Source organism: Paraburkholderia sp. CNPSo 3281 (assembly GCF_024206515.1).
GTDB lineage: Bacteria > Pseudomonadota > Gammaproteobacteria > Burkholderiales > Burkholderiaceae > Paraburkholderia > Paraburkholderia nodosa.
Genome location: NZ_JAMBPS010000053.1, coordinates 1 through 20,601 on the forward strand (window position 1 = coordinate 1; position 20,601 = coordinate 20,601).

At 64.7% G+C, this 20,601-nt stretch carries 21 protein-coding genes; 12 read left to right on the top strand and 9 right to left on the bottom strand.

What is annotated here, in order from left to right; all coding sequences use genetic code 11:
* The first annotated feature begins 701 nt into the window (after positions 1-701).
* The 4 genes from M3I56_RS32825 to M3I56_RS32840 all read left to right on the top strand — a co-directional run bounded on the left by M3I56_RS32825 (position 702) and on the right by M3I56_RS32840 (position 4,611).
* Positions 702-1,916 (top strand): DUF2863 family protein, encoded by a 1,215-nt coding sequence (locus M3I56_RS32825; protein ID WP_254357549.1) that lies wholly within the window; start codon positions 702-704, stop codon positions 1,914-1,916.
* A gap of 196 nt (positions 1,917-2,112) precedes the next feature.
* The gene (locus tag M3I56_RS32830) at positions 2,113-3,048 is read left to right on the top strand and encodes a response regulator transcription factor (protein ID WP_254357550.1); all 936 of its coding nucleotides are present in this window, start codon (positions 2,113-2,115) and stop codon (positions 3,046-3,048) included.
* Positions 3,049-3,058: 10 nt separating this feature from the next.
* A complete protein-coding gene (locus M3I56_RS32835; RefSeq protein WP_028205647.1) occupies positions 3,059-3,733 on the top strand; it encodes an energy-coupling factor ABC transporter permease in 675 nt (224 codons plus the stop codon).
* 206 nt (positions 3,734-3,939) lie between these two features.
* Complete coding sequence (locus M3I56_RS32840) at positions 3,940-4,611, top strand: BspC domain-containing protein (protein WP_254357551.1); 672 nt, start codon at positions 3,940-3,942, stop codon at positions 4,609-4,611.
* An 88-nt stretch (positions 4,612-4,699) separates the two neighbouring features.
* Here the strand turns inward: M3I56_RS32840 and M3I56_RS32845 are convergent, their stop codons facing one another.
* Both M3I56_RS32845 and yaaA read right to left on the bottom strand, forming a co-directional pair.
* Complete coding sequence (locus M3I56_RS32845) at positions 4,700-5,863, bottom strand: M14-type cytosolic carboxypeptidase (RefSeq protein ID WP_254357552.1); 1,164 nt, start codon at positions 5,861-5,863, stop codon at positions 4,700-4,702.
* A 29-nt stretch (positions 5,864-5,892) separates the two neighbouring features.
* Positions 5,893-6,687 (bottom strand): peroxide stress protein YaaA, encoded by a 795-nt coding sequence (gene yaaA / locus M3I56_RS32850; RefSeq protein WP_028205650.1) that lies wholly within the window; start codon positions 6,685-6,687, stop codon positions 5,893-5,895.
* A 64-nt stretch (positions 6,688-6,751) separates the two neighbouring features.
* Here yaaA and M3I56_RS32855 point away from each other — a divergent pair, with 64 nt between their 5' ends.
* Together M3I56_RS32855 and M3I56_RS32860 are read left to right on the top strand one after the other, a co-directional pair.
* The gene (locus M3I56_RS32855; RefSeq protein WP_254357553.1) at positions 6,752-7,267 is read left to right on the top strand and encodes a putative toxin-antitoxin system toxin component, PIN family; all 516 of its coding nucleotides are present in this window, start codon (positions 6,752-6,754) and stop codon (positions 7,265-7,267) included.
* 115 nt (positions 7,268-7,382) lie between these two features.
* Positions 7,383-8,573, top strand: a complete 1,191-nt coding sequence (locus tag M3I56_RS32860; RefSeq protein WP_254357554.1) for a pyridoxal phosphate-dependent aminotransferase — start codon at positions 7,383-7,385, stop codon at positions 8,571-8,573.
* Positions 8,574-8,654: 81 nt separating this feature from the next.
* On the opposite strand, the gene M3I56_RS32865 is transcribed toward M3I56_RS32860, so the two are convergent.
* Entirely contained in the window at positions 8,655-9,296 is a 642-nt protein-coding gene (locus M3I56_RS32865; RefSeq protein ID WP_254357555.1) for a glutathione S-transferase, read from the bottom strand.
* Positions 9,297-9,405: 109 nt separating this feature from the next.
* Between M3I56_RS32865 and M3I56_RS32870 the strand changes: the two genes are divergently transcribed.
* The 6 genes from M3I56_RS32870 to M3I56_RS32895 all read left to right on the top strand — a co-directional run bounded on the left by M3I56_RS32870 (position 9,406) and on the right by M3I56_RS32895 (position 15,838).
* A complete protein-coding gene (locus M3I56_RS32870) occupies positions 9,406-10,968 on the top strand; it encodes a 3-hydroxyacyl-CoA dehydrogenase (RefSeq protein ID WP_254357556.1) in 1,563 nt (520 codons plus the stop codon).
* Complete coding sequence (locus M3I56_RS32875; protein ID WP_254357557.1) at positions 10,965-11,753, top strand: oxepin-CoA hydrolase, alternative type; 789 nt, start codon at positions 10,965-10,967, stop codon at positions 11,751-11,753. The genes M3I56_RS32870 and M3I56_RS32875 overlap by 4 nt, the downstream gene beginning before the upstream one ends.
* A 31-nt stretch (positions 11,754-11,784) precedes the next feature.
* On the top strand, positions 11,785-12,504 hold the full coding sequence (locus M3I56_RS32880) for a histidine phosphatase family protein (protein WP_254357558.1): 720 nt from the start codon (positions 11,785-11,787) through the stop codon (positions 12,502-12,504).
* Between the two features lie 42 nt (positions 12,505-12,546).
* Positions 12,547-13,665 carry a phosphotransferase gene (locus M3I56_RS32885; RefSeq protein WP_254357559.1) on the top strand — a complete coding sequence of 373 codons (1,119 nt, stop codon included), beginning with the start codon at positions 12,547-12,549 and terminating at the stop codon, positions 13,663-13,665.
* 65 nt (positions 13,666-13,730) lie between these two features.
* Positions 13,731-14,990 carry an acyl-CoA dehydrogenase family protein gene (locus M3I56_RS32890; RefSeq protein ID WP_254343224.1) on the top strand — a complete coding sequence of 420 codons (1,260 nt, stop codon included), beginning with the start codon at positions 13,731-13,733 and terminating at the stop codon, positions 14,988-14,990.
* A 146-nt stretch (positions 14,991-15,136) separates the two neighbouring features.
* Positions 15,137-15,838 (top strand): glutathione binding-like protein, encoded by a 702-nt coding sequence (locus M3I56_RS32895; RefSeq protein ID WP_254357560.1) that lies wholly within the window; start codon positions 15,137-15,139, stop codon positions 15,836-15,838.
* Positions 15,839-15,913: 75 nt separating this feature from the next.
* On the opposite strand, the gene M3I56_RS32900 is transcribed toward M3I56_RS32895, so the two are convergent.
* The 6 genes from M3I56_RS32900 to M3I56_RS32925 form a co-directional block, all read right to left on the bottom strand.
* Complete coding sequence (locus M3I56_RS32900; RefSeq protein WP_254357582.1) at positions 15,914-16,366, bottom strand: MaoC family dehydratase; 453 nt, start codon at positions 16,364-16,366, stop codon at positions 15,914-15,916.
* A gap of 14 nt (positions 16,367-16,380) precedes the next feature.
* Entirely contained in the window at positions 16,381-16,839 is a 459-nt protein-coding gene (locus tag M3I56_RS32905) for a MaoC family dehydratase (RefSeq protein ID WP_254357561.1), read from the bottom strand.
* A 38-nt stretch (positions 16,840-16,877) separates the two neighbouring features.
* Positions 16,878-18,014: an acyl-CoA dehydrogenase family protein gene (locus tag M3I56_RS32910; RefSeq protein WP_254357562.1), complete on the bottom strand. Its 1,137-nt coding sequence runs from the start codon at positions 18,012-18,014 to the stop codon at positions 16,878-16,880.
* 11 nt (positions 18,015-18,025) lie between these two features.
* Positions 18,026-19,222, bottom strand: a complete 1,197-nt coding sequence (locus M3I56_RS32915; RefSeq protein WP_254357563.1) for an acyl-CoA dehydrogenase family protein — start codon at positions 19,220-19,222, stop codon at positions 18,026-18,028.
* Positions 19,223-19,290: 68 nt separating this feature from the next.
* The gene (locus M3I56_RS32920; RefSeq protein WP_028205664.1) at positions 19,291-19,725 is read right to left on the bottom strand and encodes a DUF1178 family protein; all 435 of its coding nucleotides are present in this window, start codon (positions 19,723-19,725) and stop codon (positions 19,291-19,293) included.
* Positions 19,726-19,959: 234 nt separating this feature from the next.
* Positions 19,960-20,550, bottom strand: a complete 591-nt coding sequence (locus tag M3I56_RS32925) for an NUDIX domain-containing protein (protein ID WP_254357564.1) — start codon at positions 20,548-20,550, stop codon at positions 19,960-19,962.
* Between the last annotated feature and the right edge of the window lie 51 nt (positions 20,551-20,601).

Sequence of the window (20,601 nt, forward strand, 5' to 3'; positions counted from 1 at the left end):
CTCTTCAGTTCAATACCTGTTACTGTTTTCGGTCTCTCTCGAGACCGGTCGCTCACTCAAAGCTGACAGGAATTTGAATTGCTTCAAAAACCTGACTTACTTTAGTGTGAGACTCTTGATACTTTTGCTGCTCCCGATATCGCTCCGAAGAACCACATCAGGCCGCCACCGCATCAAGCGCCCACACTTATCGGCTGTAAATTTTTAAAGATCGATCGCGAAAGTGCCGCGCAGTTTCGTTCAGACAACTGCTTGACTACCGGCTTCTTTCTGCGTTGCTGCGTCAGCAGCAGAGAAACGAGATTATGAAGACTGTCTGGCGATCTGTCAACAGGTTTTTTAACTTCGTTCAACCTGCCGCTCAACTTCGAATCACCCGCAGACCCAGTCGCCACAAGGCTTTCGCCTGGGCTTCCCGTCTCCCCGCGCCTTCATCGAAAGCGCGAAAGACCGGAATTCTAGTCACGCAGGTGACATCTTGCAAGCGGTTTTTTGATGGGCTAGCAAAATCGGGCTAAACACGGCTCGCCTGCTCCATATTGCAGTCACCATAGTGCTTCCGGCCGATGCATTCTGGCTGCGCAGCAACGACGATCCCGCATCGCGCCCCGGCCCATCTGGCGCGCTCCTGCTGCCCAATTCGATGGCGCGCACGGAACCGACTAGAATATGGGGTTCTCTGCACCCCAACTCACAGATTTATGCGCTCGCGAATCGCCAAACGCCTTCCTCCTGACGCCGACAAGCTCGTCGGCCTCTCGCTCGCCCTGTTCGCCTCGGGCAGCCGCACCGAAGACCGCTTCTGGGAGGCAAAGCTCGACACGCTGCTAGCGAAGGTCGTGCGCAACGGCAATCAGACTACGCTCGACGCCGCGCTCGATCATCTGCAGCAGAATCATCCGGACGCCTACGGCGCGCTCGCCGACATGGCGGAGACGCACAGCGAGTCGTTCAACATCGAACACGACGGCGCGCAATACGAGGCGCTGCTCGTCGCCGCGCCAGTGCTGGCCTGGACGCGCTATGTCATCCCTTCGGGCCCGCTGAAGGCCGAGGGAGCAGACGCCCTGCGCACCCATCTTCAGGCCCACGTGCTCGCGAACGGCACGCGCGTGGCGATGGCCCCCTATCTCTACAGCATCGACCAGTTGCCGCGCCACCATGTCGAAACCTGGCGACTCGCACAACAGCTTACGCAAGCGGCACTGAGCGGCGCGCCGGCGAAAATCAGCTCAGGCGAACTGCCGGAAACGTCGCCGATCCTCGCCGATCCGCGTTTCCTGCTCGCCGTCGTCGCCGCACCTGTTGGCGCCCCGCTCTTCCGCTGGCAGGAAGAGGAGCACGGCTCACGCATCGAGCGCGGTCAATGCCTGGAACAATGGGCCACCCAAGGCGGCGCCAACCTTGCCGTCGTCATGCCGGGCTGCGAGTTTGAGTGCCTGCTGCCGGACGCCTACTACTCCGCCTGCCGCGACGCGGACGAGCGCGTGCGCCCGCACACGATCCGCACCGCCGTGCGCTATCTGCTCGACACGATCGGCGCAGGCGCTCAGGACTTGCGCGCCGTCGTCGCCGGCTTCGGTGAGCGCCGTATCGACGAATACCGCATCGCTTTCACGAAGCGCGGCAGCAACGATGTGCTGTATGGCGTGGTCTGGCCGCTCTATGGCCGCGAGAACGGCGACGCCGAGATCGACGAAGAACCGACCGAAGAGAATGTCAGTAGCGGTCCGCTAGAAGAGATCGTTGCGCTGCTGAAGGAATCGGGCATCACCGACATCCGTCGTCACGCTGGCCGCTTCGAACCGGAATATTGCGATGACTGCGGCGTGCCGCTCTATGCGGATCCGCTCGGCGAGATCGTCCACGCCGAGATGCCAGAAGATGCTGAGCCCGTACAGCCACACTTCCACTAGGACAACGCCCAAATTCCTACCCGGTCCCGCCTGAGTGCGGGACTTTTTTTTGCCCTATGTCTTATGCCTTTTGGACAGGCCGCCAGCGCGCAACCTTTTTGTCATCATGGTGCTGTTGGTCTGGTTCACCGCCGCTTAGAAGCGGTGCGCGTTTCACAACATTGCGAGAGGCCGTCAACGAGAGGAGGGCATATCCATGCGGTTCGTTGTACTCAATCCGGACGCCGAAAGGCGCGAAGGGCTCAAGGCGCTGTTAAGACAAATCGACCGTCGCGCACGCTTCAATGATGCGCCGGACTGGCGCAGCGCTGAGCGCGCCTTGCAACGGTTTACCCCCAACCTCATCGTGATCGACTGGCACGACGGCATCCGCGCCGGCGAACTGCGCCACTTTGTCATGCGGCACCGCAGCTTGCCCGTCGCCATACTGGTTGACAGCACCGAGACGCCAACGACCGTGCGCGCGCTCATCAACGAAGGCGCCCGCGGCGTCATCCGGCGCACAACGGACTTCATCCTGATCGTGAAATTTCTGGAGCTCATCATGCTTGGCGGCGATCATCTGCCGGCCGACGTGCTCGGTCCATGCACGCCATGGCCCCTGCCACCCCGGCGCAATGCCAAGGCCGCCGCACAGGCCCGCAAGGTGCGTCCGAAAGTCGACCTGTCACCACGACAGGAGCAAATCCTGCGCTGCGTCCATATGGGCAATACCAACAAGATGATCGCGAGAGCGCTCGGCATCAGCGAGGGCACGGTGAAAGTCCATCTAACAAGCATCTTTCAGCAGCTCGGCGCGCCCAATCGCGCGGCGGCCGTCGCGATCTACAACGGATTGCTCGCGAACCAGCTGCAGGTGCTGCGCGCGCGATGCGAGCGGGCGGCGAAGCCCAGGCACGGCGAGCACGGTCCGGTGCCATTGCGCACACGCGACGGTCGGGCGCATCGCTATCCGTTGCTGTCAGGCGACAGTGGGGAGGCGCTGCCCATCGCCGCGGAGCCGGTGACCCCTTATGGCGACCCCGTCGCGGCGCAGCAGATGCGCCCCGTCGAGGTCGGCGAGGCCAGTGAGAGCGCGGACGAGGAAGCCCTGCTGCTCGCCCGCGCACACGGCTTGCCTTCCAACGAGTAATATGAAGCACATGGGGTTCCTATTTACACCGCTTCCGCTCTGGGTTGCTATCGGTGCCTGGGTTGTCACCGTGGGGCTGCTCGCGCTCGCGCTATGGAAGAACCCCTTCAAGCGTCTTCAGGACGCAACGCTCCAGCACGTGTGGCTTGCGATCGTCGTCGCGATCTCCGTGCTGTGGGCAAGCAATGCGTGGCTCGAAGACGGCACCGTGCTGCACCTGCTCGGCGCCACGCTCGTGGTCACGCTATTCGACTGGGGACTCGCGCTCGTCGCCATGGGCGTCGTCGTCGGGCTCGCCGCGCTTGTCTTCGATGCCCCCTGGGAAGGCATCGCCCTCACCTTCCTGATATTCGGCGCCTTCCCTGTCGCAATTTCCGCGCTGCTGCAGCGCGCCTGCACCGCGTGGCTGCCGCGCAACCTCTTCATGTTCATCGTCGGCCAGGGTTTCGTGTCGCCGGCCATCGCCGTTTCGGCTGCGGCCTATCTCGCGCTCGGCACCCATGTCGCGCTCAACGGCGGATCGGCGATCACCGTGCCCGCAGGCTATGCATTCAGCGTATTTCTGCTCGCTTCGGGCGAAGCCTGGTTCACAGGCATGGCAACGGCGCTGATCGCCGTCTACCGGCCGACCTGGGTCACTACCTACGACGTGCGGCGCTATCGCCTGGGCGGCCCGCGAACCTGAGCGCTGCCTCAAGCCACGCCCCACCGCCAGCAACGTGACGACGGGCGCGACGACACGTCGCGATCGGCCTTCGGCCCACACACAGCAGCGCTTGCGCCGATTCCATCGCTCAGGCAGAAGAAAATAATTGTTTCCGGATTGAACTCGACCCGGCTGTGCAGCATCTTACGGTGCCTGACGTCTCACCCCTCATCCCTAGCAAGCAGATGGACTGCAACCATGCATCCCGCCGGCTGTTGTTCGTAGCCGGTCAACTGGCGGCGTGCGCCGCGAGCCTCATGCTCATCGCCGCGCCAGCCGCGCAGGCCGATCAACTCGATCAACACAACGATCTCGTCAATCAGTTCGTCACCCAGATGCACGCGGACCCGCTAGTCGCGGACTGCGCGGCGCATGGCGATTTCGTAGCCAGCACGTCGACGGCGCTCGATCACGTCGAGTTTCCACCCAGTTCGTTCGACAGCGCACACGCGAGCGTGACGCCGTGGAACGACTCGTTCGACGAAGGCAAGCAGCGCGTGAAGGTCGATACGATCGTGACAGTCGACGGCATCGGCATTCCCAAAGAACGCGGCAATTCGCCCTATGACCTGAAGTTTCGCTGCGGCTATGTCGGGCAGCAGATGCTCGCGTTCAGCTGGAACGATCCGATCCCGCCGGCGCACGCACGCAGCGAGCGCGGCACGGCCTCGAGCGGCGCACATGGAAAGGGCAAGCATTCGACCAAGAAGGCCACTGGCAAGGGCTCGAAGAAAGCACCCGCGAGCAAGTCGGACCACAAGTCGTCGACGAGCAGCACGAAGTCGTCCAGCAAATCGACGACGACGAAATCCACAGCGAAGAAAACGACTTCAAAGAAGAAGACGACGGCGCACTGAACCCGTCGATGTTCGCGAAGCGAAAAAAAGGGGGATGCGGCCTGGCCGCTTCCCCCTTTTCTTCATGTCTGCGTGGCGAAGGCGCGTGTTACGCAAACGCCTCCACGTGATGCAGGATAGCCTGGAGCATCGCAGCGCCAAGCGCTGCGCTACGCTCGCCGTTCCAGCCTACGCGTTCGTCGGGCAGATTGGCGTTGTCCTTGAACGGCATCTCGAGCGTCAGCGACAGGCAGCCATAGCGATGGCCGATGTACTTCGACGCGAGCTTGAGCGCATCTTCGCGGTAGCGGCTCGCCTCGTAGCCGTGCTGATCCTGGAAGTCGGGGCTCGCCACCTTGAACGCCTCGATGAACGCCTTCTGCTCCGTGCGTTGCTGATCGGTAAAGCCCGGCAGCATTTCCGAGCCCGCCACGAACACATACGGGAGCGTCTCGTCACCGTGGATGTCGAAGAAGAGATCGACGCCCGTGGCCTCGATCGCATCGCGCACGACCAGCACTTCGGGGCTGCGCTGCGCGTCCGGCGCCATCCACTCGCGGTTCAGGTTCGCGCCCACGGCGTTGGTGCGCAAATTCCCGTGCACGCTGCCGTCCGGATTCATGTTCGGCACGATATGGAACACAGCGCGGTCGTACAGCTTGCGCGCGACCGGATCGCCCGCCCAGTCGCCCCAACCGGCGAGCCGCTTGACCAACCCTTCGACGAACCACTCGGCCATGCTCTCGCCCGGATGCTGGCGCGCGATGATCCAGATCGTCTTCTTGGGCTTGCCATCAGGCGCGGTGTCGCCCGGCATGCCGAGCGAGAGCAGCGACATGGGCCGGCCTTCCACGCTTTGGCCGAGTTCCGTGAGCGCAGCGTGCGGCAGTTGCTGAAGCGCGCCAAGGAACTCCGAGTGACGCTCTTCGCTATACGGCTCGAAGTACGCGTAGTAGATGCTGTCGAAGTCGGGCGTGTGGTCGATGACGAGTTCCTTCCCGTCATACGAGGTCGGCACGCGGAACCAGTTCACGCGGTCGTAGCTCGCCGCGGCCTGGTAGTCGCGCCAGCCCTCGGGAAATGCGCAGGCCGACGCGTTCTCGAACGTCATCACGCAACGCTCGCCGCGCGCGCCCGAGAGGCGGAAGTAGAACCATTGCGCGAACTCGGACTGGTTGTCCGCTCGCACGCGCAAACGGATGTCGTCGGCGCGCTCGCACGACAGAACCTCGATCGCGCCCGCATCGAACTGGTTGGAGATGGCAATCGTCATGGTGTTTTCCTTCCCGCTTGCTTGTTCACTTACTCGGCGATGCGCCGACGAAATACATAGGTCGAATCGTTCGATGCATCCGCATCGAACGCGTAGCCTTCCACGTCGAACGCCTTGAGCCCTTCGGGCTCGGTAACGCGGTTCTCGACGGCATAACGCGCCATCAACCCGCGCGCGCGCTTCGCGTGGAAGCTGATGATCTTGTAGCGGCCGCCCTTCCAGTCTTCGAATACCGGCGTGATGACAGGCGCGGCGAGCTTCTTCGGCTTCACGGCCTTGAAGTACTCGTTCGACGCGCAGTTCACCACCACGCGCGCGCCCTTCGCCGCTTTCGCGTGGTTGTGCTCGATCTGCGCATTGATCGCGTGCGTGATGCGCTCGCCCCAAAACGCGTAGAGATCCTTGCCGCGCGCATTTTCGAAACGCGTGCCCATTTCCAGGCGATAAGGCTGCAGCAGGTCGAGCGGACGCAGCAGGCCGTAGAGCCCGGAGAGCACACGCACGTGCTGTTGCGCATAGTCGAGATCCGCCGACGAGAGCGACTTCGCGTCGAAGCCTTCGTAGACGTCGCCGTTAAATGCGAGCACGGCCTGCTTGGCGTTGATCTGGCTGAACTGCTTCGACCAGTCGGCATAGCGCTGGAAATTCAGGCGCGCGAGCGGGTCGGAAATACTCATGAGCGAACCGATCTGCTGCGGCGAGAGACGGCGCAGGCCCGCGATCAGTTCCGCTGCGTCGTCGACGAAATCGGGGATGGTGTGCGCTTCGATGTGCGCCGGCGTGTCATAGTCGAGCGATTTGGCCGGCGACAGAACGATTATCATAGAGGCTTGCAGGCACGATGTGCCGATGTTCAAAGGCGAAAGCCCGATTGTAGCGAATTCACGAATGACCGGCCTCACGCCCCCAACCGCAGCATCCCCCTCGCCCGCCGCCGCTCGCGCGCTTCCCGTGGTACTCGACTCGAACGTCTGGCTCGATATCCTCGTGTTCGACGACCCGCACACGCGCCCCATTCGCGCGGCGCTCGAGCGCGGCGCGATCCAGGCGCTGATCGACGCGCGCTGCCAGGCCGAGTTGGCCCACGTGCTCGACTATCCGCAGTTCGCTGGCCGCGGCGTCGCGAAAGCGGACGCGCTCGCGGCGCTGGGCGGCCTCGTCGAACGGGTCGAACTGCCCGAGCTTCCCGCCGACGCGCGGCCCCTGCCCCAATGCCGCGACCGCGACGACCAGAAGTTTCTGGAACTGGCGCGCGCAAGCGGCGCACAGTGGCTCGTCTCGAAGGACCGCGCGGTGCTCAAGCTCGCCAGGCGCGTGGCGCGCGACTTTGGCTTTCGCATTGCGACGCCTGACGCCTTCGTCGCCGAATGCGTGCAAAACGCTGCACAAGCCGCCCAGGCCTGATGCCCCTGCGTCACGGCGCGTGCGCCCGGCCTGACCACCGCAGCCGCGCCGATTTGCCTACAATCGGACTTTGACCCAACCTTTCCCGTCCCAACGTCCGACTCCCGCCCGCGACATGAACGCACCGCATCCCACGCAGAATTCGCAGGACACCCTGCTCACGCCCTCTTTTCCGTCGCGTCTGCCGAACGTCGGCACGACGATCTTCACCGTGATGAGCGCGCTCGCCGCCGAAAAGGGCGCGGTCAACCTGGGTCAGGGCTTTCCCGACTTCGATTGCGACGCGCGCATCGTAGACGCCGTCGCGCAAGCCATGCGCGAGGGCCACAACCAGTACCCGCCGATGACAGGCATCGCCGCGCTGCGCGAGGCGATCGCGGACAAGATCGAGCACGTGTACGGCCGCCGCTACGACGCCAATAGCGAGATCACGGTGACGGCCGGCGCCACGCAAGCCCTCCTCACGACGATTCTCGCAACCGTGCACGCGGGCGACGAAGTGATCGTGGTCGAGCCGACTTACGACAGCTATTTGCCGTCGATCGAACTGGCAGGCGGCAAGCCCGTGTTCGTGACGCTCGAAGCGCCCGATTACGCGATTCCGTTCGACCGCCTCGCCGCGGCCATCACGCCGAAGACGCGCCTCATCCTCATCAACACGCCGCACAACCCCACGGGCACGGTGTGGCGCGCGGAGGACATGCAGAAGCTCGAGGAGATCGTGCAGGGCACCAACGTGTTGATCCTCTCCGACGAGGTCTACGAGCACATGGTCTACGACGGCCAGCCGCACGAGAGCGTGGCGCGCTATCCGGAACTGGCCGCGCGCAGCTTCATCGTGTCGAGCTTCGGCAAGACCTATCACGTGACGGGCTGGAAGGTGGGCTACGTCGCCGCGCCCGCGCCGCTCACGGCCGAGTTCCGCAAGGTGCACCAGTTCAACGTGTTCACCGTGAACACGCCGATGCAGTTCGGCCTCGCGCAATATCTGCGCGATCCGAAGCCGTATCTCGAACTGCCCGCGTTCTACCAGAAGAAGCGCGACTTCTTCCGCGCCGGCCTCGCCAACACGCGCTTCAAGCTGCTGCCGTGCGAAGGCACCTACTTCCAGTGCGTGGACTATTCGGCGATCAGCGATCTGCCCGAAGCGGAATTCTCGAAATGGCTCACCGCGGAGATCGGTGTGGCCGCCATTCCGGTGTCGGCGTTCTATCACGAGGCGCACGAATCGGGCGTCGTGCGCTTTTGCTTTGCCAAGCAGGAAAGCACGCTCGCGACCGCTCTCGAGCGGCTCGCGCGGCTCTGACGTCGTGCGCGCGCGATGAATCCGCGATCGGCAGTGCGTTCCCGATCATCGCGCACAACCACGTGTAAAACCCCGCAATGCTTACGAGTTCGCCTCGATATACGCCTTGCGGTCGGCGTTGACGCGCTGCGCCGTCGGGCGTTCACCGATCAGCTTGATATACGACTTCCAGTCGATGCCCACGTCGGCGAGGAAATCGCTGCCGTACACCGCCTGCGTCGCGCGGCCCACGAGCGGCAGGCTCACGAACGCCGCCGCATCGGCCACGCCGAACTGCTCGCCCGCCACGTAAGGCGCGAACTTCGCAATCCGCCTGAAGGCCGCCACGTAGCGGCGCAGGCGCTTTTCCATGGTCGCCTTGACCTCGTCGGTCGCCTTGCCGCCGAAGAACGCTTCGCCGTAAAGCTCGCGCGCGTTCAACTCCAGATGCGTCTCGATGAAGACGATGAGTTCGCGCTCCTTCGCCGCCTGCCACGGATCCGCCTCGAAAATGTGCTTCTCTGGAAAGCGCGCCGCCAGATACTCGACGATCACTTCCGACTCGCACAAGAAGCCCTGTTCCGTTTCGATAAATGGCACCTTGCCGCCCGGCGACTGCGCGAGCACCGCCTCTTCGAGCGGCAGCTTGTTCGGCACCTCCTCGAACTCGATGCCGTGCTCGAGCAGCAGAAGCTTGACCTTGTTGTAGTAATTCGAAAGCGCGAAACCGTGCAGCTTGATCATCCTCGTTGCCTCCTTGAGAGGGGGCAGTTCCCTTATCGAAACTGCCGAACCGTTTTCATACAATTGAACGACCGTGCTATTCTAGGCCAATCATGGAGCCAGGCTTCCAATGACTTCACATCATTTCAACATTGAGACAATCGGCATAGTCGGCACCGGCGCGATGGGCCGCGGCATCGCCCAGATCGCCGCGCAGGCGGGCCTCGCGGTGCGCCTCTACGACACGAACCCGCAGGCGGTCGCCGCCGCGCGCGACTATCTCGCCGACACCTTCGCGAAACTCGCCGCAAAAGGCAAGCTCGACGAGACCGCCGCCAACGCCGCGCTCGAACGCGTGAGCGGCGCGCACACGCTCGATGAACTCGCGGTCTGTGATCTCGTGATCGAGGCGATCGTCGAGAATCTCGAGGCCAAGCGTACCCTCTTCCGCGAGCTCGAAACCGTGGTGAGCGAGCGTTGCCTGCTCGTTTCGAACACCTCTTCGCTCGCCATTACCGCCATCGCCGCCGCATGCAGCGATCCCTCGCGCGTGGCGGGCTATCATTTCTTCAACCCCGTGCCGCTGATGAAGGTGGTCGAGGTGATCGACGGCCTGCGCAGCGATCCCGCCGCCGGCGACGCGCTGATGACGCTCGCGCGCCGCATGGGCCACACGCCCGTGCGCGCGAAAGACATGCCCGGCTTCATCGTCAATCACGCGGGCCGCGGCATGAATACCGAAGGCCTGCGCGTGGCGGGCGAAGGCGTAGCGAGCTTCGTCGAGATCGATCGCATCATGCGCGAACAGGCGGGCTTTCGCCTCGGACCGTTCGAGCTGCTCGACCTCACCGCGCTCGATGTCTCGCATCCGGTGATGGAGTCGATCTATCACCAGTTCTATGAAGAGCCGCGCTTCACGCCCTCGCCCATTACGGGCGTGCGGCTCGCGGGCGGGCTCGTTGGCCGCAAGGCGGGCGAAGGGTTCTATCGCTATGTCGATGGCAAGCAGCAGGTGCCCGACGAGCCCGCAGCGCCCACGGCGCTGCCCGCGCGCGTCTGGGTGAGCCGCCGGAACGCCGCCGCGCGTGACGCCGTGCTCGCGCTCGCGGCGAAAGCGGGTGTGTCCGTCGACGAAGGCGATACGCCGACAGCCGACGCGCTGATCGTCGTCGCGCCGCTCGGCCTCGACGCCACGACCGCCGCGCTCGACGAGCAGCTCGACGCGAGCCGCGTCGTCGCCATCGACACGCTGTTCCCGCTCGATACGGCGAAGCGCCGCACGCTCATGACGACGCCCGCCACCACGCGCGAAGCACGCGACGCGGGCCACGCGCTCTTCGCCGCCGACGGTATGCCGGTCACCGTGATCCGCGATTCGACGGGCTTCGTCGCGCAGCGTATCGTCGCGACGATCGTCAACATCGGTTGCGACATCGCGCAAAAGCAGATTGCCACGCCCCGCGACATCGACCTCGCGGTCACGCTGGGCCTGGGCTACCCGCGCGGCCCGCTCGCGCTCGGCGACGCGCTGGGCGCGCGCACGATCCTCACGATCCTGCGCAATATCCACACCGTGCTCGGCGATCCGCGCTATCGCCCGTCGCCGTGGCTCGCGCGCCGCGCACAGCTCGGCCTTTCGCTGACGCAAGCAGACGCAGCAGACATCAACGCATCGAACGAGGCACCGCAATGAGCGCCGAACTCCGCAGCACCCGCCCGCAAGGCCACGAATCGACACTCGTCCTCACGCTGTCGAACCCCGGCGCACGCAACGCGCTGCATCCCGACATGTACGCCGCCGCCGTCGAAGCCTTCGACGCCGCCGAGCGCGACCCGTCGCTGCGCGCGATCGTCGTCACGGGCGCCGACAACTTCTTCTGCGCGGGCGGCAACCTCAACCGCCTGCTCGAAAACCGCGCGAAGGACCCTTCGGTGCAGGCCGCCAGCATCGACATGCTCGCTGCGTGGGTCACCGCGATGCGCCAGTCGAGCAAGCCGATCATCGCCGCCGTGGAAGGCGCGGCCGCCGGCGCGGGCTTCTCGCTCGCGCTCGCCGCCGACCTGCTCGTCGCCGCCGACGATGCGAAGTTCGTCATGGCCTATTCGCGCGTGGGTCTGACGCCCGACGGCGGCGGCTCGTGGTTCCTTGCGCGCTCGCTGCCGCGCTCGATCGCGTTCGAGCTGATGGTGGAAGGCAAGCCGATCGGCGCGGCGCGTCTCGCGGAACTGGGCGTCGTGAACCGGCTCGCGAAGCCGCACACGGCGCTCGATACGGCGCTTGCGTGGGCCGACGAACTCGCGAAGATCTCGCCGAATTCGGTGGCGCGCATCAAGGGTTTGACGAACGTCGCGGACACGCAACCGCTCGAATCGCAGCTCGCTGCGGAGCGCGAAAGTTTCGTCGCGTCGCTGCATCACCGCGACGGCCTCGAAGGCATTACCGCGTTCCTCGAAAAGCGCGCCCCTGTCTACAAGTAAATCCGCTTCAATCCGCACGAGCGGCATACCCATGACCGAATATCAGTTGCCCGCGCGCCGGCGCCTCTACGTGATGCGTCACGGCGACGTCACCTACTTCGACGAGACGGGTCGCGCAATCGACCCGGACACCGTACCGCTCAACGAGAACGGCCGCGCCCAGGCCACCGCCGCCGGCGAAGCGTTCGCCTTGCAGGGGGTGCGTTTCGATCGCGTGATCGTGAGCGGACTGCGCCGCACGGTCGAGACTGCGCAGCGCGTGCTCGCGGCAACCGGTCAGTCGATTGAACTCGAAGTGCAGGGCGCGTGGGAAGAGATTCGCGGCGGCCGTCTCGCCGCCATTCCCCCCGCTGAAGTCGAAGCCGCCTTTCTGCGCGTGTTCGACGGCATCGTGCCGGAAGACACGCGCTTTCTCGGCGGTGAGACCATCGGCGAGCTGCTCGACCGCGTGCTGCCGCCGCTCGATGCACTGCGCGCCGACCGTTCGTGGGACTCGGCACTGCTCGTGCTGCACGGCGGCGTGAACCGCGCGATTCTTTCGCATGCGATCACGGCGGGCGGACGCGCATTCTTCGGCCATCTCGCGCAGGCCACGGGCTGCATCAACGCACTCGATGTCGGCGCAGCGCCGCGAGACTGGGTCGTGCGCATGCTCAACCACGCGCCGCCCTCGCCGCTGCACCGCGACACCCGCAACACGACGATGGAGATGCTGTACGCGCAGTACCTGCGCTATAAACCGCGCGGCTGACGCGCGGCGACCCACAGGAGAATCAGGAGAAGGGAGACGAATATGGCGCAAGCCACCCCGGATGGAGACACGCAAAACAACGCGCAACCGCGCCCCGACTACTCGGCGTTCGAAGGTACGCGCCCGGTTGCCGAGCGCCAGCGCTTCGACACCGAGGCGCTGGGCACCTGGCTCGCCGCTCACGTGGAAGGCTTCAAAGGCCCCCTCACGATCGAGCAGTTCGCCGGCGGCCAGTCGAACCCGACGTTCAAGCTCGTCACGCCCGGGCGCACCTACGTGATGCGCGCGAAGCCGGGGCCCAAGGCGAAGCTGCTGCCGTCCGCGCACGCGATCGAACGCGAATACCGCGTGATGGACGCGCTCGCCGCAACCGGCGTACCGGTCGCAAACATGCTCGCGCTCTGCGACGACGAAGCGGTAATCGGCCGCGCATTCTACGTGATGGAGTTCGTCGAGGGGCGCGTACTCTGGGACCAGTCGCTGCCCGGCATGACGCGCGAGCAACGCGGCGCGATCTACGACGAGATGAACCGTGTGATCGCCGCGCTCCACAACGTGAAACCCGACGCCGTGGGCCTCGCCGACTACGGCAAGCCAGGCAATTATTTCGCACGCCAGATCGATCGCTGGAGCCGCCAGTATCAGGCTTCGGAAACGGAGCGCATCGACGCCATGCATCACCTGATCGAATGGCTACCGCAGCACATGCCCGACGATGCGGGCTCGCGCATATCGGTCGTGCATGGCGACTACCGCCTCGACAACCTGATCTTTCACCCGCACGAGCCATGCGTGCTGGCCGTGCTCGACTGGGAGCTCTCCACACTCGGCGACCCGCTCGCCGACTTCTCCTATCACTGCATGGCCTGGCACGTCGATCCCGCGCAGTTCCGCGGCATTGCCGGGCTGGACTGGCAGGCGCTCGGCATTCCCGACGAGGCGCAGTACGTCGCGCGCTATTGCGAGCGCACCGGCCTCGAGATTCGCGGCGACTGGAACTTCTATCTTGCGTACAACATGTTCCGGATCGCGGCGATCCTGCAGGGCATCATGAAACGCGTGGTGGACGGCACAGCCGCGAGCGCGCAGGCAATCGACGCAGGGCGCCGCGCGAGGCCGATGGCGGAGCTCGCCTGGCGCTACGCGCAGAAGGTTCGCTGAAACGCGTTCGAGAAACGACTTACTTTTCATTGTCACTGTCACTGCATCGCATTGCGAGGTTACCGATGAATTTCGATTACTCCCCGAAAGTGCAGGCGCTGCGCGAGAAACTGCTCGCGTTCTTCGACGAACACATCTATCCAAACGAAGCCGTTTTCCACGAGGAAGTCGAGCGCAATCGCGCGAATGGCAACGCGTGGGTGCCCACGGAGATCGTCGAGCAGTTGAAGGAAAAGGCGCGCGCGGCCGGGCTGTGGAACCTGTTCCTGCCTGCCTCCGAACGCGGCGCGGGCCTCACGAACCTCGAATATGCGCCACTGTGCGAAATCATGGGCCGCGTGCACTGGGCACCTGAAGTGTTCAACTGCAGCGCGCCCGACACCGGCAACATGGAAACCATCGAGCGCTACGGCAGCGAGGCGCACAAGCAGCAATGGCTCGCGCCGCTGCTGGCAGGCCAGATCCGCTCCGCCTTCCTGATGACCGAGCCCGACGTGGCCTCGTCGGACGCGACGAACATCCAGACGCGCATCGAGCGCGACGGCGATGACTACGTGATCAACGGCACGAAGTGGTGGTCGTCGGGTGCGGGGGACCCGCGCTGCGCGATCTACATCCTGATGGGCAAGACCGATCCCGATGCGCCGCGCCATGCTCAACAGTCGATGATCCTTGTGCCCTCGGACTCGGCCGGCATCACCGTGCGCCGCCCGCTCACCGTGTTCGGCTACGACGACGCGCCGCACGGCCATATGGAGATCACGCTCGAAAACGTGCGCGTGCCCGCTGCGAACATTTTGCTCGGCGAAGGCCGCGGGTTCGAGATCGCGCAAGGGCGACTGGGACCGGGCCGCATTCACCACTGCATGCGTCTCATCGGCCTCGCGGAACGCGCACTCGAATTCATGGCGAAGCGCGCCCTTTCACGTGTGGCATTCGGCAAGGCAGTCGCCCAGCAGACCGTCACGCAGGAGCGCATTGCCGAAGCGCGCTGCATGATCGAACAGGCCCGGCTGCTCACGCTCAAGACCGCGTACATGATGGATACCGTCGGCAACAAGGGCGCGCGCGGCGAGATCGCCATGATCAAGGTGGTGGCGCCGAACATGGCCTGCCAGGTGATCGACTGGGCCATGCAGGTGCACGGCGCGGCGGGCGTGAGCGGCGACTTCCCGCTGGCGTACTCGTACGCTTCGGCGCGCACGCTGCGCTTCGCCGACGGCCCCGACGAAGTGCACCGCAACGCCATCGCCAAGCTCGAACTCGCGCGCCATATGGACGCGGGAGCGGCGTCGCGCGTAGAGATGCCGGTCACGCGTTCGTAGGTCCGCGCAAATCCACAAGCGCAGCAGGGGCGCTCTTGCGCCCTCTGCGAGCGACGCCGATCTATGCTAATTTGCGCCAGATCGGGCGTCGCGGAAGACTAGCCAGACTTTCGCGGCGCCTTCTTTCATGGTGCCAAGGAGCCACGATGATCGACGTCTACAGCTGGGCCACGCCGAACGGTCACAAAGTCCATATCATGCTCGAGGAAACCGGCCTCGAATACCGGGTGCATCCGGTCGATATCGGTGCGGGCGACCAGTTCAAGCCCGAATTCCTCGCCATCAGCCCGAACAACAAGATTCCCGCCATTACCGACTCCGAAGGCCCGCGCCGCGCCGACGGCCAGCCGTTCTCGCTGTTCGAGTCGGGCGCGATCCTGATCTACCTCGCCGCGAAAACCGGCCGCTTCATGCCTGAGGACCTCGCCGCGCGCTACGACGTGCTGCAATGGGTGATGTTCCAGATGGGCGGCCTCGGCCCCATGCTCGGCCAGGCGCACCACTTCCGCATCTATGCGCCCGAGAAGATCGAGTATGCGGTCAATCGCTACACGAACGAAGCGACGCGGCTCTACAACGTGATGGAAACGCAGCTGGAAAAGACCGAGTATCTGGCCGGCGACGAGTACACCATCGCGGATATCGCCGCTTTCCCGTGGACGCGCTCCTGGCAAAACCAGGGCATCGATCTCGATTCGCTGCCCAACGTGAAGCGCTGGCACGAAACGATCGCGGCGCGGCCGGCGGTCAAGCGCGGCGTGGAAGTGCTCGCCAATGCGCGCAAGCCGCTCATGGACGAGAAAGCGAAGGAGATGCTGTTTGGCGCGACGCAGTACGCGAAGCACTGATTGCGCTGAACCTCGCGCAAAAAGGGGCGCCCGCCTTGCAGCGGAGCGCCCCTTTTCGTTGATCACGCAACCAGACTAGAAGTAGTGCCGCGTGATGAACTCGGCCACGCACGCGGGCCGCTCGCTGCCCTCGCGCTCGATGCTCACATCCCACGCGACCTGCACGCCGCCGCCCTCCACGTCGCTCACTTCTTTCACCGCGATACGTGCACGCACCTTCGCGCCCACGGGGACCGGCTGCGTGAAGCGCACGCGGTTGAGCCCGTAGTTCACGCCCATGCGCTGACGCATGTGCAGCGTTGCGCCGAGCAGCACAGGAATCAGCGAAAGCGTAAGAAAGCCGTGCGCAATCGGGCCGCCAAACGGCGACTCGCGGCGCGCACGTTCGGCGTCGATATGGATCCACTGGTGGTCACCGGTGGCATCGGCAAAACCGTGCACGTCCGCCTCGCTCACCTCGCGCCAGCCGCTCACGAGCGGCCCCGCGCCGATCAGCGCGCGCAACGCCGCCGCGTCGGCAATCTGCATGACATCGCTTTCGCTCACGTTGCGCGCCCCGGATGGCGAAGGCCGAACAGCGCCTTCGAACGCACGGTCACGATCAGTTCGCCGTGCTGGTTGTGTCCTTCCCACTGCGTTTCGACGATGCCGCGATCGGGCTTGCTCGCCGAAACGCGCTTGCTCAGGATCGCGTTCGTCATCGTCAGCGTATCGCCCACGCGCGTGGGCTTGTGCCAGCGGATCTCGTCGACGCCGGGCGAGCCCATCGAGGTCGAGTCCTTGAGAAAGTTGCGCACCAGCATGCCCATCATGACCGAGCAGGTATGCCAGCCACTCGCGACGAGGCCGCCGAACATCGACGCTTCGCCGCCCGCCTCGCTCGTGTGGAACGGCTGCGGATCGAACTGCTCCGCGAATTGGACCACCTCGTCGCGCTTAAACGTGTGGGAACCGATCACATAGCGCTTCCCCACTTCGAGATCTTCGTAACTCACGCCCATCCATATTCTCCGCTGATGTTGCCTGCTGCCGCCACGCGTTACGCTGCCTGCGCGAAACCGGGCAGCGAAGCGAAGCGTTCGAGATGATGATCGACATCACCGAGCGTCGTTTCGATGATCGCGAGACGCTTGAACAGATGCGCGGCCGCCACTTCATTGGTGACGCCCATGCCGCCGTGCAGTTGCACGGCCTGCTGGCCGATGAAACGCGCCGCCTGCCCCACGCGCACCTTCGCTGCCGAGATCGCACGGCGCCGCTCTTCGGCCGATTCGCTACTGTAACGCGCGGCGGCGAGGTAAGTCAGCGAGCGGGCCTGCTCGGCGTGGATCAGCATCTCCGCCATGCGGTGCTGCAACGCCTGGAAGCGCGCGATCGGCACGCCGAATTGTTGACGCGTCTTCGTGTATTCGACCGTTGCGTGATTGAGCGCGTCCATTGCACCCACGGCTTCCGCACAGAGCAGGAACGTGGCGTAGTCGGCAATCTTCTCCCACGTCGCCGCACCGGCGTGCGCGTCGCCCAGACGGCGCGCGTGCGCTTCCTTGAAGGTCAGCGTTGCGGCGCGCTGGCCGTCGATCGTACGGTAATCGCTCACCTCGACACCCTGCGCATCGCGCGCGACGACGAAGAGCGCAACCTCGCCCGCGAAGCGCGCCGGCACGATCCAGTAGCTGGCCTGGGCGCCGTGCTGCACGACCGATTTCGTGCCGGTGAGCGCGAAGCCGTCGCCCGTTTCCTTCGCCTGCGTTTCCAGCGAGAACAGGTCGTAGCGCGACTGCGGCTCGTGGAACGCGGCAGCAAGCTTGATCTCGCCCGAGGCGACGCGTTCGAGCAGCGCCGCGTTTTCCGCGTTTTCCGGTTCAGCCGCACCGCCCGCGAGCTTGAGCGCCTCGACGCCCACCGCGGTTGCCCAGTACGGCTCGACCACGAGCGCGCGGCCCAGCTCCTGCATGACGACGAGCATGTCGAACGGCGCGCCGTCGAAGCCGCCCTGCTCCGCCGGCACTGGCAGCGCGGTCAGTCCGAGTTCGACGAAGGCGTTCCAGTGCTGAGCCGAGACTCCAGCGGGTGTCTTCACGATCGCCTGACGCGCTTCGAAGCCGTAGTTCTTGTCGAGATAGCGACGCAGCGCGTCGGCGAGTTGCTGTTGTTCTTCGGTGAAATTGAAGTTCATTGCGCCGCTCCTCAAATCCCCAGAATCATCTGCGAGATGATGTTCTTCTGAATTTCGTTCGACCCGCCGTAAATCGACGTCTTGCGATAGTTGAAGTAGTACGCCGCGAGCGGGGCCGCGTCGTCGTCACCGCCGGCCGCGTGTTCGTGCTCGCCTTCGAGGAAGGCCGGATCGAACGGCGCCGCAAGCGGGCCGACCGCGTCGACCATCAGCTCGGTCAGCGCCTGCTGGATCTCCGTGCCCTTGATCTTGAGCATCGACGCTTCGGGACCGGGGCCGCGCCCGTTGGACGCGCTCGCGATCACGCGCTCGGCAGTGACTTCGAGCGCCATCAGCTCGATTTCGACGGCGGCCACGCGCGCCGCGAACACGGGATCTTCGAGCAGCGGCTTGCCATGCTTCTTCTGCCTGAGCGCGACGCCCTTGAGGAACGCGAGTTCGCGGTTCGACGCGCCCACGCGCGCGATGCCCGTGCGCTCGTGGCCGAGCAGATACTTCGCGTAGGTCCAGCCGCGGTTCTCGTCCCCAACGAGGTTTTCGACGGGCACCTTCACGTCTTCGAAAAATACTTCGTTAACCTCATGGTCTTCATCGAGCGTGATGATCGGACGCACCGTGATGCCGGGCGTTTTCATGTCGATGAGGAGAAACGAGATGCCTTCCTGTTTCTTGGCCGCAGGATCGGTGCGCACGAGGCAGAACATCATGTCGGCGTGCTGGCCGAGCGTGGTCCAGGTCTTCTGGCCGTTCACGACGTAGTGATCGCCTTCACGCACGGCGCGCGTGCGCAACGATGCGAGGTCGGATCCCGAGCCCGGCTCGGAGTAGCCCTGGCACCACCAGTCTTCACCGGAAAGGATGCGCGGGAGATAGCGGCGCTTCTGGGCCTCGTTGCCGTACTTCATGAGCACGGGCGCGACCATCGACACGCCGAACGGCAGTACCGGCGGCGCGCCGATGCGGCCGCACTCGGCGTCCCAGATGTGGCGTTGCGTTTCGGTCCAGCCTGGACCGCCCCACTCCGCCGGCCACGCAGGCGCGGACCAGCCCTGCTTGCCTAGCAGCGTGTGCCAGTTGGCGATGTCGTCGCGCGAGAGGCGTTTGTGGTTGAGTACCTTGTCGCGCATCGCTTGAGGCAGATTGGCCTCGAGCCAGGCGCGGATTTCGGCGCGAAATGCGTCGTCAGTCGGGGTGTAGTCCAGATCCATGCGCAATGTCTCCTGGCCGCGGCCGGTGCGGAGCGTTCCCCCGCGCCGCGGCGAAGACCCGCATGGCGTTATTGCAGCGGACCCTTCAACGCGGCCGGAACCGGCAGCGGCATCACATCGATGCCTTCTTCGACGAGAGCTTGCGCATCGTCCGCGGAAGCGACTCCACGGATGTTGCGCGACGGCGCTTCGTTGTAGTGAATGCGCCGCGCCTCCTCGGCGAAACGGTCGCCTACGTTCTCCGTCTTCTCGAGGACCTCGCGGATTACACGCATCGCATGCGCCTGCCATTGCGCTGCCTGCTCGTGCGGCGACGCTTTCGGCGTTTCGCTCGCGCCGGACAGGTTCAGCCGGGGCGCGGACGGCAAGCGGGTCACGTGGGTGGCGCCGCACATCGGACATTCGACCAGCTTGCGGGACAGTTGCGACTCGAAGTCGTCAACCGATGCGAACCAGCCTTCAAACCGATGGCCGTCTGGACACTGTAAATCGAGGACCTTCATGGGGAATCGAGGCTTGCGATGAGTTTAGCGCAAATCGTAAATTTGTGAACGACCGTTCGAAAAAATTCCTGCGGCCAGCCACCGGGGATTTTCCCGGGGGTTCGATTGTAGCGCCGCTCGGGCGGGCGCGCTGGAGGTGCTTCGAGGCGTATTCTGCTTGCGGTGCGCGTAGAAGCGACAACGGCGGCCACAAGGGCCGCCGTCGATCGGGAATTGGCTGCGCCGCGTAGCGTGTCAGCCCTGCTCCGCCTTCGCGAGCGGCCACGCGCCCGACAGCGCCTTTTCGAGCCAGAACGTACCGACGATCGTCTTCACGTCGGTGATCTTGCCCGTTCGCACCCATTCGAGCAGTTCGGGAACCGTCGCCGTGAAGGTTTCGAGAAACTCGCCGTCGTCGAGTTGCGCCGCGCCTGCGGTCAAGCCGCGTGCGAGGTAAATGTCGATGAACTCGGTCGAGTACGAGATCACGGGATGGATCTGCGCGAGATACACATACTCGCGCGCCGTATAGCCCGTCTCCTCCTTCAGTTCGCGGATCGCGCAGGCGAGCGCGCCCTCCTGCGGATCGAGCTTGCCTGCCGGGAATTCGGTCATCACGCGCGAGAGCGGATAGCGGTACTGGCGCTCCATCAGCACGCGGCCGTCGTCGAACAGCGGGATGACCATCACCGCGCCAGGATGCTGAACGAACTCGCGCGTGGCGTGCTTGCCGTCCGGCAACGCAACGGTGTCGCGCTTCAGGGTAAGGAAATTGCCTGCGTAGAGCGTCGCGCTTTCCACGCACGTCTCGGCGAGCGCCGGGTCGTGTTGATGATGTTCAGCCATAGTCAGCCTCGTGGGTGCTCAGAAAAATCGGGAAGCCGCGGGCGCGCCGCA

Coding starts and splice junctions, on each gene's coding strand:
- M3I56_RS32825 (WP_254357549.1), top strand. CDS start 702: ATGCGCTCGCGAATCGCCAAACGCCTTCCTCCTGACGCCGACAAGCTC.
- M3I56_RS32830 (WP_254357550.1), top strand. CDS start 2,113: ATGCGGTTCGTTGTACTCAATCCGGACGCCGAAAGGCGCGAAGGGCTC.
- M3I56_RS32835 (WP_028205647.1), top strand. CDS start 3,059: ATGGGGTTCCTATTTACACCGCTTCCGCTCTGGGTTGCTATCGGTGCC.
- M3I56_RS32840 (WP_254357551.1), top strand. CDS start 3,940: ATGGACTGCAACCATGCATCCCGCCGGCTGTTGTTCGTAGCCGGTCAA.
- M3I56_RS32845 (WP_254357552.1), bottom strand. CDS start 5,863: ATGACGATTGCCATCTCCAACCAGTTCGATGCGGGCGCGATCGAGGTT.
- yaaA (WP_028205650.1), bottom strand. CDS start 6,687: ATGATAATCGTTCTGTCGCCGGCCAAATCGCTCGACTATGACACGCCG.
- M3I56_RS32855 (WP_254357553.1), top strand. CDS start 6,752: ATGACCGGCCTCACGCCCCCAACCGCAGCATCCCCCTCGCCCGCCGCC.
- M3I56_RS32860 (WP_254357554.1), top strand. CDS start 7,383: ATGAACGCACCGCATCCCACGCAGAATTCGCAGGACACCCTGCTCACG.
- M3I56_RS32865 (WP_254357555.1), bottom strand. CDS start 9,296: ATGATCAAGCTGCACGGTTTCGCGCTTTCGAATTACTACAACAAGGTC.
- M3I56_RS32870 (WP_254357556.1), top strand. CDS start 9,406: ATGACTTCACATCATTTCAACATTGAGACAATCGGCATAGTCGGCACC.
- M3I56_RS32875 (WP_254357557.1), top strand. CDS start 10,965: ATGAGCGCCGAACTCCGCAGCACCCGCCCGCAAGGCCACGAATCGACA.
- M3I56_RS32880 (WP_254357558.1), top strand. CDS start 11,785: ATGACCGAATATCAGTTGCCCGCGCGCCGGCGCCTCTACGTGATGCGT.
- M3I56_RS32885 (WP_254357559.1), top strand. CDS start 12,547: ATGGCGCAAGCCACCCCGGATGGAGACACGCAAAACAACGCGCAACCG.
- M3I56_RS32890 (WP_254343224.1), top strand. CDS start 13,731: ATGAATTTCGATTACTCCCCGAAAGTGCAGGCGCTGCGCGAGAAACTG.
- M3I56_RS32895 (WP_254357560.1), top strand. CDS start 15,137: ATGATCGACGTCTACAGCTGGGCCACGCCGAACGGTCACAAAGTCCAT.
- M3I56_RS32900 (WP_254357582.1), bottom strand. CDS start 16,366: ATGCAGATTGCCGACGCGGCGGCGTTGCGCGCGCTGATCGGCGCGGGG.
- M3I56_RS32905 (WP_254357561.1), bottom strand. CDS start 16,839: ATGGGCGTGAGTTACGAAGATCTCGAAGTGGGGAAGCGCTATGTGATC.
- M3I56_RS32910 (WP_254357562.1), bottom strand. CDS start 18,014: ATGAACTTCAATTTCACCGAAGAACAACAGCAACTCGCCGACGCGCTG.
- M3I56_RS32915 (WP_254357563.1), bottom strand. CDS start 19,222: ATGGATCTGGACTACACCCCGACTGACGACGCATTTCGCGCCGAAATC.
- M3I56_RS32920 (WP_028205664.1), bottom strand. CDS start 19,725: ATGAAGGTCCTCGATTTACAGTGTCCAGACGGCCATCGGTTTGAAGGC.
- M3I56_RS32925 (WP_254357564.1), bottom strand. CDS start 20,550: ATGGCTGAACATCATCAACACGACCCGGCGCTCGCCGAGACGTGCGTG.